Annotated in this window: 9 protein-coding genes; 7 read left to right on the top strand and 2 right to left on the bottom strand. The window is 71.4% G+C overall.

Going from position 1 to position 14,393, the window contains the following annotated elements; all coding sequences use genetic code 11:
* Window positions 1–56 precede the first annotated feature (56 nt).
* Window positions 57–662, top strand: coding sequence for a DUF3455 domain-containing protein (locus AB0M02_RS12985; RefSeq protein ID WP_364225416.1), 606 nt, complete (start codon window positions 57–59; stop codon window positions 660–662).
* Here AB0M02_RS12985 and AB0M02_RS12980 read toward each other — a convergent pair.
* Window positions 635–1,258, bottom strand: coding sequence for a hypothetical protein (locus tag AB0M02_RS12980; protein WP_364225414.1), 624 nt, complete (start codon window positions 1,256–1,258; stop codon window positions 635–637). The two genes, AB0M02_RS12985 and AB0M02_RS12980, sit on opposite strands and share 28 nt — an antisense overlap.
* Before the next feature lie 86 nt (window positions 1,259–1,344).
* The gene (locus tag AB0M02_RS12975; RefSeq protein ID WP_364225411.1) at window positions 1,345–3,123 is read right to left on the bottom strand and encodes a glycoside hydrolase family 6 protein; all 1,779 of its coding nucleotides are present in this window, start codon (window positions 3,121–3,123) and stop codon (window positions 1,345–1,347) included.
* Between the two features lie 306 nt (window positions 3,124–3,429).
* On the opposite strand from AB0M02_RS12975, the gene AB0M02_RS12970 reads away from it, so the two are divergent.
* From AB0M02_RS12970 to AB0M02_RS12945, 6 genes are all read left to right on the top strand, one after another.
* Complete coding sequence (locus tag AB0M02_RS12970) at window positions 3,430–4,956, top strand: sensor domain-containing diguanylate cyclase (RefSeq protein ID WP_364225408.1); 1,527 nt, start codon at window positions 3,430–3,432, stop codon at window positions 4,954–4,956.
* Between the two features lie 92 nt (window positions 4,957–5,048).
* A complete protein-coding gene (locus AB0M02_RS12965) occupies window positions 5,049–5,828 on the top strand; it encodes a hypothetical protein (RefSeq protein ID WP_364225405.1) in 780 nt (259 codons plus the stop codon).
* Between the two features lie 11 nt (window positions 5,829–5,839).
* Window positions 5,840–8,800, top strand: coding sequence for a glycine--tRNA ligase (locus AB0M02_RS12960; protein WP_364225403.1), 2,961 nt, complete (start codon window positions 5,840–5,842; stop codon window positions 8,798–8,800).
* A gap of 33 nt (window positions 8,801–8,833) precedes the next feature.
* A complete protein-coding gene (locus AB0M02_RS12955; protein WP_364225400.1) occupies window positions 8,834–10,309 on the top strand; it encodes a DUF6493 family protein in 1,476 nt (491 codons plus the stop codon).
* Between the two features lie 42 nt (window positions 10,310–10,351).
* Window positions 10,352–13,132, top strand: a complete 2,781-nt coding sequence (locus AB0M02_RS12950; RefSeq protein ID WP_364225397.1) for a DUF6493 family protein — start codon at window positions 10,352–10,354, stop codon at window positions 13,130–13,132.
* 103 nt (window positions 13,133–13,235) lie between these two features.
* Window positions 13,236–14,339 (top strand): glycerophosphodiester phosphodiesterase, encoded by a 1,104-nt coding sequence (locus tag AB0M02_RS12945; protein ID WP_364225395.1) that lies wholly within the window; start codon window positions 13,236–13,238, stop codon window positions 14,337–14,339.
* Window positions 14,340–14,393: the final 54 nt, after the last annotated feature.

The following is a 14,393-nucleotide window of genomic DNA, read 5'->3' as shown; positions in this document are numbered from 1 at the left end:
GGACGGAGTACCGCTACGGTCGGTGGCCGACATCACCGTCCACTGGGGAGGACTCTGTGCTCAGGTCCCGATTGTCGATTTCCGCCGGATTCGCCGCTGTCGCCGTCGCCGCGGTGGCCGTACCGGCCGGAATCTCGTTCGCCGGCACGGCCGAACAGTCAGCGGCCGGCAAACCGGCCACCACGCAGGAGGAGAGCTTCCTCGGCGGCAAGCCCACGGTGCCCGCCGAGCTCGCACCGCCGGCCGGCAACGTCGTCGACTCCGTCTTCAAGGCCCGTGGCGTGCAGATCTACGGCTGCCAGAACGCGGTCTGGACGCTGATCGAGCCGGCCGCCACGCTGACCGGGGTCCGGCTCAGCCCGGTGAAGAAGGTGACCGCGCTGCACTTCCGCGGCCCGAGCTGGCAGTCGGACCAGGACGGCTCGCTGCTGGAGGGCGACGGGGCCAGCGCGGTGCGCGCACCGTCGAGCACCCCGAACAGCATCCCGCAGCTGCGGATCACCGCGAAGCTCACCCGCGGTGACGGGGTGTTCGGAAAGGTGACCTACATCCAGCGACTGGACACCAAGGGCGGGATCGCGCCGGCCGGTGCCTGCAGCGGGACCGCCACGACCGCGGTGCCGTACACGGCGGTCTACCGGTTCTTCGTCGCCAAGGCCTGATCCATCGCCGTCCGGGCGGCGGCCACCAGGGCCTCCGGGTCGTCGGCGTGGAAGCGGATCTCCCGGACCGGCTCGCCGCGCGTCTTGCGGACCGGCACAACCGCCGGCTCCGTGAGGCGCACGTCGACGCTGGTCTGACTGGCCATGCCCAGCGACAGGACACCGTCCTCGAGCTGGGTCTGGCCGCCCGGCGGCATCGAGCGGCGGCGCACCGTGATCGACTCGACCGCGGCCCAGTCCAGCGGCAGGTCGAGCGTGATGCTGTTACGGATGCGCAGGCCGTCCGGCGTGGTCAGGTGCGGGTACACACTCATGGTGGCGGCCAGCCCGAACATCCAGAACAGGCCGTACACGCCGAGGGCGAGCAGCGCTACGCGCACCGGCTCCCACGGGATCATCAGGTGCAGGATCGGGATCTCGACGGCGGAGACGGCGATGAAGGCTCCGAGGATCAGCTTGATGGCACCCACGTACCCGAAGCGCAGTGTGCCCGGCTCGACCGGGACGGGCCGCCGCGCGATCCAGCGGAACAGCGCCGCCCAGAGCCGCAGCTCGTAGAGCACCACGAATCGGATCAGAGCCCACACCTTCGCCATGCGGGCAACCGTACGTCACGATGCACTTGTATTGCAAAGGCCGGCGCCCGAAGGCGCCGGCCTTTACCGGATGGAGCAACCGCAGGTCAGGAGAGCGGCGGGTACGCGTTCTGCATCAGCTGGGCGAACTGGGCCGAGAACCACGCACCCGAGATGGGAGCGTCGGCCAGTGCACCCGACATGCTGTTGCCGTTACGGGCGTTACCGGCGTAGGCCGGGTCGCACATCTGGTCGAAGCCCTTGCCCTCGTTGTTCGGGATGAGCTTGCTGGAGCCGTCCGACTCACCCGGCGGCTTGACCCAGACGTAGGCGTCGATACCGCTGGCGGGCGCCGCCGTCGGGCGCTCACCGAGGCCGGCACCGGACTGGTTGCACCAGTTGCCGGCGTGGATCCGGCGGTCGATGCGGGACTCGTTGACGTACGTGTCGACGTTGGTCGAGCTGCTCGGGCCGGTGGGCCGCGCGGAGCCGCCCCAGCCGTTGCGGGAGGTGTCGATCAGCATGCCGATGCCCGAGTCGAAACCGATCGAGACCAGGCGGGTCCGGAAGGCCTGGGCGAACGTGAGCTCGTCCACGTACTGGTTCCAGTCCACCCACTTCGACTGGCGCACCGAGGTGCCGCCGACCGAGGTGCCGATGTTGAAGTTGGTCTCCCGCAGGGCCGAGTAGTTGGCCGTGTTGGTGATGAAGCCGTGCACGTTGCGCACGTTGCCGGACGCCTGGGCGGCCTGCAGCATGATGTCGGCGGTCGGGTTGAAGTTCGAGTCCCAGCCGATCCAGCCGTGGTGCGCGGCGTCGACGTAGTTGTAGGTGTTGGCGAGGGCGCCGAGCTTGTTCAGGGCGTAACCGATGCCCTGCACGTAGCCGCCGTTGGCCTTCATCGTGTCGCAGGTGGCCGTGGCACCGGCCTGGCCGCCGACGTTCGTGATCAGGTTCGGCAGCGAGTCGATCTCGACGATGTTGATGATCCGCAGGCTGCGGTACTTCGCGTCGGCCTGGATCGCCGCGATCGGGTCGATGTACTCGGTCTTGTACCTCGGCAGGTCGTTCACGCCGAGCTCACCGTTGGAGGCGAGCGCCGCGCAGTCCCGGCCGGGCAGGTTGTAGATGACGAACTGGATGTAGCCGGCACCCTGCGTCAGGGCCGCGTCCAGGTGCGCCCGCATGCCCATCGCGCCGTTGGAGCTGCTGTCGCTGCTGCCGTTGATGGCGGCGATGCGGTCCATCCAGACGGCGGTCGGGTTGTTGGAGACCCGGTTGCCGCCGGAGACCGACTCGGCCTTGGCCTTCCACTCCGGGTTCACGTAGCCGCGAGCTCCGGCGTACGGGTTGTCGACCCGGGGGCCGACCGGGCCGGTCGAGGTCGACGGCGAGGTGGACGGCGAGCTGGGCGGCGGGTTCGACGGCGAGCTCGGCGGCGGGCTCGACGGCCCACCGGTCGGGACGGTGCCGGTGCAGACCGTGCCGTTGAGCGAGAAGCTCGCCGGCGCGGTGTTCGTACCCGAGTAGTTCGCGTTGAAGCCGAAGTTGGCGGTCGCGCCGGTGGCCAGCGAGTTCGACCAGGACGGGTTCGTGGCGGTGACGCTCGTCCCGGACTGGGTGATCGTGGAGCTCCAGCCCTGGGTGATGGTCTGGTTGCCCGGCCACGTCCAGGTCAGCCGCCAGCCGCCGCTGATCGGGTCGCCCAGGTTGGTGACCGTCACGTTGCCGGTGAAGCCGGTGCTCCACTGGTTGACCGAGTAGTTGACGCGACAACCGGCCGCTGCGCTCGCGCTGTTCGCCATGGCGACGGCGCCGCCGCCGGCCACGACGCTCACGGCGACAGCTGCCGTGAGCGCGCGGGCACGGGTGGGGATGGGTCTCATTTGAGAACTCCTCGAGACGGGGGTGGGCGCGGGAGCGCCGAGGGAACGGCGGCCAAACATCGGTGGGGATCGTTGGCCGATGTGGACAGCATTACATGGGAGCGCTCCCAGCGCAATGATCCGGAAACACCGGAGCAACCACGAGTTCATGCTGCCCCCGCGGGGCCCGCAATCGCCACCCGCAAATGCGACGATCAGGCACTCTGCCTCGCGAAACACCTGGTCCCGGCGGCACCGCACCCGGATTGCACCAGCGCGGTGGCTCGGGGCGCTCAACCCCGGCGGCGGTGTGCCGACCCTAGGGCCATGAACGTGGGCAGCGGAGTGCACACAGCCGAACCCGTGACCGACGGGCCAGGCGAGCTGGACATCACCCCGGACCAGCAGGGCTTGATGCTGGCCGAGCTCGTGGCGTTCATGACCAAGGACACGCCCTCGGTGCAGCACGTGCTGGAACTGACCGCGCCGCACCTGCGAGCGGTGGCCGGGCTGACCGCAGCGACCGTCTTCGAGCTGGACTCGGAGACCGGCATGATGACGCCGACCGCCCGGATCGGCGAGCCCGGGCGGCGCGATCAGCTCGTCGCGGGCAAGGTGTTCCGTGCGCCGGCCGGTGGCAAGCCCGTGGTCAACGGCGAGCAGATGGCGATCCGCCTGCGTATCGGTGGGCAGACCGTCGGCGTACTGCTGCTGACCGGGCCGGAGCTGGCCGCGCTGCGCGACGACACGATCTGGACGATGGCGCTGCACTTCGCCACCACCCTGCAGGGTCTGGCCGCGGAGAAGCAGCGGCAGTTCGTCGCGCACAGCAGCGCGACGATCCAGGAGCTGTTCGAGCAGGGTATGACCGCCGGCAGCATCGAGTCGGCCGCCGAGCTCCTGGCCGAGTCCTGTGCGACGGCTTTTCGTACCGAGCACGCCGGTCTGCACCTGATCGACGCCGAGGGGCGGATCCGCTACGTGCACGGTGTCGGCTTCCCGCCGGAGATCCGCCGGGCACTCGACGACAACCTGCTCGGCAAGCTGGCCGCCGAGTCACCGGTGTGGCGTGCATCGGCCGAGTCCGGCGAGCCCGTGATGATCAGCGACATCAAGACCGCCAAGACACGGACCGGTGGCTTCGCACAGACCATCGGCGTGCAGTCCTTCATCGCCATCCCGCTGATGTCCGGCAACGGGCCGGTCGGCATGGTGATGGCCGGCGACTCGACCGCCACCCGCGAGTGGGGCGCCCGCGACCGGCTCCTCGCGCAGCAGCTCGCCGTCGAGGGCGCCCTCATCATGGACAGCGCCCGGATGCGGCAGGCCGCCCAGGTGCACGTCGAGGAGCTCACCCACCAGGCGTTCCACGACTCGCTGACCGGGCTGCCGAACCGCAAGCACCTGCTGGACCGGGCCGAGGAGGCGGTCGAGGTGGCCGCCGCGACCGGCACCCGGGTCGCCCTGCTGCTGCTCGACCTGAACGGCTTCAAGCAGGTCAACGACACGGTCGGCCACCACGCCGGCGACGTGCTGCTGCAGCTGGTGGCCAAGCGCCTGCAGGCCACGATCCACCGGCCCGACCTGGTGGCCCGGCTTGGCGGCGACGAGTTCTCGGTGCTGCTCACCGGCGACCCGGACCAGTCGGCCGCGCTCGACGCCGGCGAGCGGATCTGCGTGGCCCTGCGCGAGCCGTTCGACATCGAGGGCCAGGAGGTGAAGATCGGCGCGAGCATCGGCGTGGCCCTCTTCCCCGACCACGCCACCGAGTACGGCGCCATGATGCGTGACGCCGACGCCTCGATGTACCAGGCCAAACGCGGTGGCGGCGGGGTACGGCTGGCCGGTGCCTGACGCGCCCTACCAAGCGGTAACGCCGTGAGTCCTTCTCAGTCCTGGTAGTTTTCGGGAGAATTATCCCGAAACGCCCGATGGGGAAGGACGACATGGTGGGCAGAAAGAGCCTCCTCGCGGCCGGGCTCGCGGTGGTCGCGAGCCTGGCCGGCGCCGCACCGGGCCTCGCCGCGCCGCCGCCGAACCAGACGCCGACGATGGACTTCACCGCGGGACCGGCGGGCAGCGAGGTCCGGGCCGGTGCCGCGATCACGCTCACCGGCAGGATCGGGCCCGGCAGGAGCGGCTACGCGGGCCGGGTCGACGTGCACTTCGAGGACGAGACCGGCCGCAAGGTGCTCCTCGGCACGGTCCGGAGCACCGGAGCCGGGCACTTCAAGCTGGCCACCAAGGCGAAGACCTCGGGCGACTACTACGCCACGTACCGCAGCGACGCCAAGGTGCGCGGCAAGAACCGCTATACCGCGTACGCCGTCGACGGCCTCGCCGTGTTCACCACCCGGACCGAGAACCGCATGGTCTACACCTGGGGCGGCACCCGGCTCGACTGCCGGGCGACCTGCGGGCGGACCGGCCCGGAGCACCAGCTGGAACCGGGACCGGTGCGGGTCACGTTCACCCGCACCTGCGACACACCGCAGGCCAGGGGCCGGATCGGGTTCACCGCCGACCGGACCGGCACCTATTCGGCGGGCGACCCCGGCTGGCGCGACTTCCCCGACGGCACCGGCCCGGTCACCTTCGACCTGAACCCGGCGGCCCGGCGCGGGCACTTCTCGATCGCGTGGACCGGACCGGCCGCCTGCGACCTGTCCTTCACCGCGGACCAGCGCGTCACCGTCAAGGAGTACGTCCGATCGTCCCAGATCTAGACTTCGGTCCCATGCTCACCATGCAGGACGCGCTCGCCCGGTTGACCACGTACTGGACGGATCAGGGAGCCCTGGTCGTCCAGCCGATGAACACCGAGGTCGGAGCGGGCACGCTCAACCCGGCGACCTTCCTGCGGGTGCTCGGCCCGGAGCCGTGGCGGGTGGTCTACGTCGAGCCGTCGGTGCGGCCGGACGACTCCCGCTACGGCGAGAATCCCAACCGGCTGCAGACACACACCCAGCTCCAGGTGATCCTCAAGCCCGACCCCGGCAACCCGCAGGAGCTCTACCTGGGCAGCCTGCGCGCGCTCGGCATCGACGTGGCCGCGCACGACGTACGGTTCGTCGAGGACAACTGGGCCTCCCCCGCGCTCGGCGCCTGGGGCCTGGGCTGGGAGGTCTGGCTGGACGGCCTGGAGATCACCCAGTTCACCTACTTCCAGCAGGCCGGCGGCCTGAACCTCGATCCGGTGTCGGTGGAGATCACCTACGGCATCGAGCGGATCATCATGGCCCTGCAGGACAAGACCCACTTCAAACAGATCGAGTACGCGCCCGGCGTCAGCTACGGCGAGGTCTTCGGCCAGTCCGAGTACGAGATGTCCCGCTACTACCTCGACGACGCCGACGTCGAGGCCAACCGGCGGCTCCTGGAGATCTACGCGGGCGAGGCGCAGCGCATGATCGACGCCGGGCTGCCCGTGCCCGCGCACAGCTACGTGCTCAAGTGCTCGCAGGCCTTCAACGTGCTGGACTCCCGCGGCGCTGTCTCCACCGCCGAGCGGGCCGCCGAGTTCGCCCGGATGCGGCGGCTGGCCGGCGAGGTGGCCAGGCTCTGGGTCGCCCGTCGCGCCGAGCTGGAGCATCCGCTCGGCCTGGTGGAACCGCTCGCCGCCGCGAGTCCTCCCGCGGCGGCGCAGACCGGCACGCTGCCGCGCACGCTGGCCTTCGAGATCGGCACCGAGGAGCTTCCGCCGGCCGAGCTGCGTGCGGCACGCGAGCAGGTGCGGCGCCTTCTCACCGATGGCCTGGCGGCCACCCGGCTCCCGCACGGCGAGGTGCGGATCTTCGGGACACCGCGCCGGCTCATCGCCGTCGTTCCGGAGGTGGGGGCACGCGAGGAGGATTGGTCGCGCACGGTCAAAGGACCAAAGACCCAGCATGCGTACGGAGCTGACGGCACGCCCACGAAAGCGCTCGAGGGTTTCCTGCGGGGGCAGGGCGCGACAATCGACCAGGTGGAGACCGCCGAGCTTTCCGGCGTACCCCATGTGGTTCTGCAAAAGCACGAAGCCGGCCGCGCGGCAGGCGAAGTCCTCGCCGTTGTGCTCGCGCAAGTGGTGACCGGTCTGCGTGCCGCGAAGAACATGCGCTGGAACGACCCGAAACTGGCCTTCAGCCGGCCGATCCGCTGGCTCACGGCGCTCTGGGGCGACGACGTGGTGCCGGTCAGCGTGTCGGCACTCGCCGCGGGACGCTCCACCCGGCTGCTGCGGACTGCCTCACCGTCTGTCGTCGAGGTCGAATCGGCGGAGACTTTCCTGGAGACGCTGGGCGTCAACGGAATCGTCGCCGACCACGAGGACCGTCGCGAACTGATTGTCATCGGCGCGCAGGACCTGGTCTATCCCGACGGCCGCGTCGACCTGCAGGGTGAATCGGCGCTCATCGATCAGGTGACCGATCTGGTGGAACAGCCGCTGCCCCTTCTCGGAACGTTCGACGAGGCATATCTGTCGCTGCCGGACGCGGTGCTCACCACGGTCATGCGAAAGCACCAGCGATATCTTCCGGTGCGCGACGCCGACGGCGCTCTGCTGCCGATGTTCGTGACGGTGGCGAACGGCCCGGTCGACGTCGAACTGGTCCGCGCCGGAAACGAGGCCGTGCTGCGCGCTCGATATGAGGACGCCGCATTCTTCTACCGCGCCGACCTCGCGACTCCGGTGGAGGAGATGCGCTCGCGGCTGACGCGGCTGACGTTCACCGACAAGCTGGGGTCGATGGCGGATCGCGCTTCCCGGATCGCCCGGCTCGCGCTTCTCCTGGCCGACGGACTGGGCGTTCGGACGCCGGCACTCGAACGGGCGGCGTCGCTCGTCAAATTCGATCTGGGTTCGCAACTGGTCACGGAGATGACCAGCCTCGCGGGGGTGATGGCGCGCGATTACGCGCTGAACGCCGGTGCGGACCGCGCGGTCGCCCAGGCCGTCTACGAGGCGGAGCTGCCGCGCAGCGCCGGGGACGCGCTACCGGGCACGGTGGCCGGAGCACTGCTGTCGCTGGCGGACAGGTTGGACCTGGTGGCGGGGCTCGCGGCCACGGTGGGCCTGCCCACCGGGTCGAGTGACCCGTTCGCGGTGCGGCGGGCTGTTCTCGGATTGCTGGCGGTGCATCGGGCGACACCGGCGTTCTCGTCCCTCGACCTCGTCTCGGCCCTTTCTCTCGCGGCGGCCGCGCAGCCGGTTCCGGTGCCGCCGCCGGTGGTCCCGGCCTGTGCGGAATTCCTCGCCAAACGGCTCGAACAGGTGCTGGTGGAGGAGGGACAGCCGGTGGACCGGGTGCGGGCCGTTCTGCCGCATTTCGCCCGTCCGTCGTTCGTGGATTCCCTGCTGGAATCCTTGTCGCCGGCTGTCGCGGATCCGGAGTTCCGTAGCGTGGCGGAGGCGGTCTCGCGCGCTCGCCGCATTGTTCCCGCCGGAACCCCGGCCGGATATGACGCGTCGCTCCTGAAGGAACCCGCTGAGGTTTCATTGCATTCAGCCGTCGCCCCGATCGCCGGATCCAATTTTTCCGACATTTCTGATTTTGTGGGATCTGTGGGCCCGCTCGTGGCGCCGCTCAACCTGTTCTTCGACGAGATCTTCGTGATGGCGGACGACCCGGCACTCCGGGCGGCCCGCCTGGGGCTGCTGGCAACCGTGCGCGATCTCGGCGAGGGCCTGCTCGACTGGAGCCATCTGCGGCTCTGATTTTCTGTCGGACCGTGGCCCTAGGGTGTCGGCATGTCGCTGACCTGGGCCACGCTCCCCTCTTCACCGGTGGCCGAGATGCCGGCGGGCATCTCGAGTGGTGCTGAGCTGGCTGAGGAGCTGGCGGCGCTCGTGGAGGACGAGAGCGGGGTGCGGTGGGAGCGGGTGCTCGCCGCTCTCGTCACGCTGGAGCGGGGCGAGGTCGCGGCGGTCAAGCCGGTGCTCGCCAGGAACTCGGCGGCCTTCCGGCTCGGGGCCTGGGGTGCGCTGCCCTACCTCGCCGAGGCCGTCCGCGCCGTGCTGGACGGGACTCCCGGGCACCAGCCGGCCCAGCCGGTGACCGACATGGTCCGGCTCGCCTGGCAGGACGCGGGCGTGCCGGGCCGGCCCCTCATCGAGACTCCCGCCGACCTGCTGAAACTGCGCGCCGGCGAGCTCGCGGTTCAGGCCGGGCGGGCGCCGGTGCCGTCGCTGCTCGCCACTCCTACGCACGTGACCGGCAGCATCGACCCGGCCGTGCTGATCGACCGGCTGGCCCGCGCGGAGGCCGGTGGCTGGGATCCGTGGGCGCTCGACTTCGACCAGGCGCTGCTGCGCGTGGCGGTTCCGGCTGATGCCGCTGTCCTGGACCGGGCGGGCACCCTCACGTCGGTGCACGGGCGGAGGCTGGCCGCCTGGCTGGCGGGCGGAGGACTTCCCGCGCCGGTGAGCACCCGGTTCGAGCAGGTGTTCGCCGGCGTCGGCGAGTGTGCGGTGCGGCGCCGTGTCGTGGCCCGCCTGCGCCCGGGCCGCACCGAGGGCCTGCCACTCCACCTGGAGAAGGCGCTGTTCACGGTCGAACCGCCGGGCGAGCCACGATTGCGGTCCTCCTCGTCGTACCTCTTCGAGGCCCTCGCCATGGCCCTCCCCCACCACCGTGAGGTGCTCGCGGCCTGGTTCGTCGCCGACGTGGCCGCGCTCGCCGACCAGGACCATCAGGGCGCCGGCATGCTCCCCCTCCTCGCCGGCCGCTCCGGCCCGATCGGCCCGGCAACGGTGGCGGCGCTGGCCTACGGACTGTGCGCCCGCCACGCCGCCGACCGCGTCGCGGCGGTGGACGCCTTCCGCACGATCGCGGCCACGGTGTCCCCCGACTTCGCGGTCGTTGTCGGGGTGGAGCTCGGTGACCTGGCCGGGGACGGGCTGGTGACGCTGTCGCGTGCCGTCCCGGCGCTTGCTGATCTGCACCAGGCCGGAGCGTCCGCGGCGGTCTGGGAGGTGGTGGCGGCGGCGCTGCCCTCGGTTCTGCCGGTGGAGCGGGGCCGCCGGATGGCCGGCGGGGTGACGTCGCCGGCCGGGCCGGCCGTGTCGCCGCGGGGCCTGCCGGATCTGCTGGAGCTGGCCGCGCGGGTGGCGGGCGCCGTGGGGGCCAGGGGTGAGATCGCGGGACTCGCGGAGGTGGCGGGGCGGGGTGGCAGCACGCGCGTGGTGCGGGAGGCCAGGCGCCTGCTGGCGGCGATCGATGCCTGACGGGTCGGCGAAGTGTCGTACCCGGGCCCTAAGTTGTCCGGCATGCCGATCACGTGGGTGCTGTTCGATCGATACGTCCGGGACGGTGACTCCGGGGCGTTGAGTGCCGCGCTGCTCGCTGTGGAGGAGAGCGATCGGCTGGCGTTCGGCGCGGAGCTCGAGGCCCGGATCAAGGTTGAGCGGGGCTGGTGGCACGGGCGCCATCACCGAGCCGCGGGCTATGCGCTTGCGGTGATCGCGTGCATGCCGTCGGCCGCGCGGGCTGTGCCGCTGCTGCGCCACTGGGGGATGACTCAGTGGCAGCAGATCTCCGTCGAGCACTTCCTGGCGATCGCGCGGGCCCGGCAGCTGAGCTGGGTGGGTGACCTCGGCGTCCGGCTGGCGCAGCGGCTGCCGGACGACGGCGTCCGCGCCGGCGAGTGGCGATTCGTGGCGGCTCTCCTGGAGGAGGGCAGGGCCGGCCCACCGGTCACCGAGGGCTTCGTGATCGGCTGGCTCGCGGCGGTGCACGACGGGCCGCTGTCGCTGGCCGGCTCGCGACTGCGGGCGCTGCCCTACCTGGATCTGATGCTTCCCGCGCTGTTCGACCTCGACGGCATCGGCGACTGGCTCAACGTCGGTGGCTACGAGGACGGCAAGTGGGACGACACACCCACTCTCCCCGCGGCCGTCGCCGGACTCGCCGCCGACGGCCTCATCGACCGAGCGTGGGTGCTGGACGCAACCGTCGACCGTCTCGTGCGCGGCGACCGCCCCGCACACCTGAAACCGTTCGCCATGCTGCACGAGGCCCTCGCCCCCTCCCCCGCCGAGCTCGCCGGACACGCCGGCTCCTACCTCGGCCTGCTCGCACAGGGACCGTCCACGATCGCCACTCTCGCCCAGCGCGCGCTGCGCAGGACCGACGAGGCCGGCCTTCTGGAGACGGAGCAGTTCCTGGAGGCGTGCGCGGCCGCCCTGACCCGCACCGAGAAGACCGTCATCCGCGCACAACTGACGTGGCTCGACAAGAGGGCTCGCCGCACCCCGGACCGCCTCGGCGAGATCCTGGAGGCGGTCGCGCCGGCTCTCGGGCATCCCACGCTCGACATTCAGGAACGCGCCCTGACCGTGATCGGCAGCCACCTGCCAACGCTGGACGGCGCCGCTGACGGGCCGCACGAGGCCGGCCAAGTCGCGGCAGGGCGGGTCGTCAGGGAGCGGCTGGCCGAGGCCGCCGGTGGGCTTACCGGGGAGCTGGCGGCTCGGGCGGCTGCGCTGTTCACGGTTGCGCCGCACCCGGCTGTGGCGGAGGCCCAGTTCACGGAGTCAGAGACACCGGGGGCGGCTGAGGCAGCACCGGGGACCAGCGCGGGGAGGCCGGGGGCGGCTGAGGCAGCACCGGGCACCAGCGCGGGGAGGCCGGACGCGGCTGCGGTGCCGGGGGCGGGCGTCGCGCGGATGGCGGCCGGGGTGGGTGGTCCGGCTGAGCTGGCGGAGGAGGTGGTGGGGCTCCTGCACGACTCCGTCGCGGTGGGGTGGGAGCGGGTGATGGCGGCACTGGTGGAGCTGCCCGTGGAGGGGCTCGAGGAGTCCCTGGGGCCGGTGCTCGATCGCTATCGGAGCAGCTTCACCGATCGGTGGGGGCGCGTTCCGTTCCTGGGTGAGGCGATCGGGGCGCGGATCGGGCGGGAGCGCGGGCATGTGATGCGGGAGCGGCTGCTCGGGGTGGTGCGGCGGAGCCTGACCGACGTGGGCGGGGGCATGGACCGGTCGCTGATCAACACGCCGTCGGGGATTCTCACGCTGCGGTTGGCCGAGTTGGCCGTGCAGATCACCCGGGCGCCGGTGCCGGTCCTGCTGGCCACGCCCACCCATGTCAACGGCGCCCTCGACGCCTCGGTGCTGGTCGAGCGGCTGGCCCGGGTGGAGGGTGCGGGGTGCCGGCCGTGGTCGCTCGATTTTCAGCAGGCGCTGCTCCGGGTGTCGCGGACCGCCGGGGACGACGTGCTCGCGCGGGCGGGAGCGCTGACCTCGGCGGAGGGCCGGCAGCTGGCCGGGTGGTTGCGGGCCGGCGGGCTGCCGGACCCGGTGAGTACCCGGTTCGAGCAACACGGCACCGAGGTGAAACGCCGGGTCGTCGTGAACCTGGAGTCGGCCCGCACCGACGACGGCTGGATTCTTCTCGAGGACGCGCTGGTCACGCTGACGCGGCGGCCGCGGCCGGAGACCTATTGGACTTCACCCGACGAGCCGGGCGTGCTCACGATGGTCCTGCCGCAGCACCGCGAGGTCGCCGCCGCCTGGGCGCTTCCCTCCGTGGCCGTGCTGGCCGACCAGGACCGCCGGGACGCCGCGCTGCTGCCGCTGCTCGCCGAGTGTTCCGGCCCGATCGGCCCGGCCATGACGCTGGCTCTGGTCTACGGGCTGGGCGCCCGGCATCCCGCCGACCGGGTCGCCGCGGTGGACGCCTTCCTGACCCTGGCCGCCCGGCCCGAGCCGTTCGCCGCCGCGCTCGGTGCGGACCTCGGTGACCTGGGCTCCGACGGGACCGTGAAGCTGAGCCGAGTGGTGCCGGCACTGGCCGACGCCCACCGGGCCGGCGCGTCCGCCCCCGTGTGGGAGGCGCTCGCGGCCGCCCTTCCCGCTCTGCTGGCCACGGCCCCGCGCGGGCTCCCCGACCTGCTCGAACTGGCCACCATCACCGCCACCGCCGCCGGGGCACGCGCCGAGATCCCGGCACTGTCCGAGGTGGCCGCCCGGCGCGGCGGCTCCCGGCTCGTCAGAGAGGCGAGGCGCCTGCGGAACACCCTGGCGGTGATCTCAGTGTCCCCCGCTTGTTAGTGGACACGCCACGAACCCTTCTCCTTCGCGACGAATCGATCACGTCGACTGCCTGTCGGGGCTTCGGCGGGTGGCGCCGGGGACTGGAACGGTGGAGGAGAACGTGGCTGATCGCCGTCAGGTGCTGCGCTTCGGGGCGGTTGCCGCCGCTACGCCGGTGCTGGCTGGGACCGCTTCCGCGCCCGCGTGGGCCGGATCCGGCGGGCACGGTGGGCACCGTGCCGCGCCGCTCGTGGTGGGGCACCGTGGCGCGTCCGGGTACCGGCCGGAGCACACGCTCGCGTCGTACGAGCTCGCGGCGCGGATGGGCGCCGACTACATGGAGCCGGACCTCGTCATCACGAAGGACGGCGTGCTGGTCTGCCGGCACGAGCCGGAGATCGGCGGGACCACCGACGTCGCGTCGCGGCCCGAGTTCGCCGACCGGAGGAAGACGGTGCTGCTCGACGGGGTGAGCGTCACCGGCTGGTTCACCCACGACTTCACGCTGGCCGAGCTGAAGACGCTGCGCGCGACCGAGCGCATCCCGGCCGTACGCCAGCAGAACACGCTCTATGACGGCTTCTTCGAGGTGCCGACCTTCCAGGAGGTCCTCGACCTGCGCAAGCGGCTCTCCAAGGAGCTCGACCGCGACCTGGGCGTGTTCCCCGAGACGAAGCACCCCACCTACTTCCAGCGCCTCGGCCTGGAGCTGGAGAAGCCGCTGGTGCGGGCGCTGCGCCGCAACGGGCTCGACCGGCGCGGTGCGAAGGTGTTCGTGCAGTCGTTCGAGGCGGCCAACCTGCGCACCTTCGCCGACGAGCACCGGCTCGAGGTGCCGCTGGTGTTCCTGAGCAGCGCCTCGGGCACGCCGTACAACGACCCGCGGCCGTACGCCGACTACCTGACGCCGGCCGGTCTCAAGGAGCTGTCCGAGTACGTGGACGGCATCGGCCCGGAGAAGGGCCAGATCATCCCGCGTAAGGCGGACGCCACCCTGGGCACTCCGACGACCCTGGTCAAGGACGCGCACGGGGCCGGGCTCAAGGTCATCCCGTACACGTTCCGGGCGGAGAACTCGTTCCTGCCGGCCGAGCTGCGTGTCGGCGCCGACGCCACCGCTTACGGCAAGGCCATCGACGAGCAGATCACGTTCCTGCGTACCGGAATCGACGGCCTCTTCACCGACAACCCGGACGTGGGCGTCCTGGCCCGTTCGCTGCTCTGACAACTACTGAGGTCCCGAAAGGTGAGGCCCGGCGTGCGCACGCCGGGCCTCACG

This window comes from Actinoplanes sp. NPDC051861 (assembly GCF_040681145.1).
Taxonomy (GTDB): Bacteria; Actinomycetota; Actinomycetes; order Mycobacteriales; family Micromonosporaceae; genus Actinoplanes.
The sequence above is the reverse complement of the archived record's forward strand: the minus strand, read 5'-3'. Positions and strand labels throughout refer to the sequence as shown.

What these genes read in the sequence shown, in the direction of transcription:
- AB0M02_RS12955 (WP_364225400.1), top strand. Translation starts at nt 8,834, where the DNA reads ATGTCGCTGACCTGGGCCACGCTCCCCTCTTCACCGGTGGCCGAGATG.
- AB0M02_RS12965 (WP_364225405.1), top strand. Translation starts at nt 5,049, where the DNA reads ATGGTGGGCAGAAAGAGCCTCCTCGCGGCCGGGCTCGCGGTGGTCGCG.
- AB0M02_RS12975 (WP_364225411.1), bottom strand. Translation starts at nt 3,123, where the DNA reads ATGAGACCCATCCCCACCCGTGCCCGCGCGCTCACGGCAGCTGTCGCC.
- AB0M02_RS12960 (WP_364225403.1), top strand. Translation starts at nt 5,840, where the DNA reads ATGCTCACCATGCAGGACGCGCTCGCCCGGTTGACCACGTACTGGACG.
- AB0M02_RS12970 (WP_364225408.1), top strand. Translation starts at nt 3,430, where the DNA reads ATGAACGTGGGCAGCGGAGTGCACACAGCCGAACCCGTGACCGACGGG.
- AB0M02_RS12950 (WP_364225397.1), top strand. Translation starts at nt 10,352, where the DNA reads ATGCCGATCACGTGGGTGCTGTTCGATCGATACGTCCGGGACGGTGAC.
- AB0M02_RS12980 (WP_364225414.1), bottom strand. Translation starts at nt 1,258, where the DNA reads ATGGCGAAGGTGTGGGCTCTGATCCGATTCGTGGTGCTCTACGAGCTG.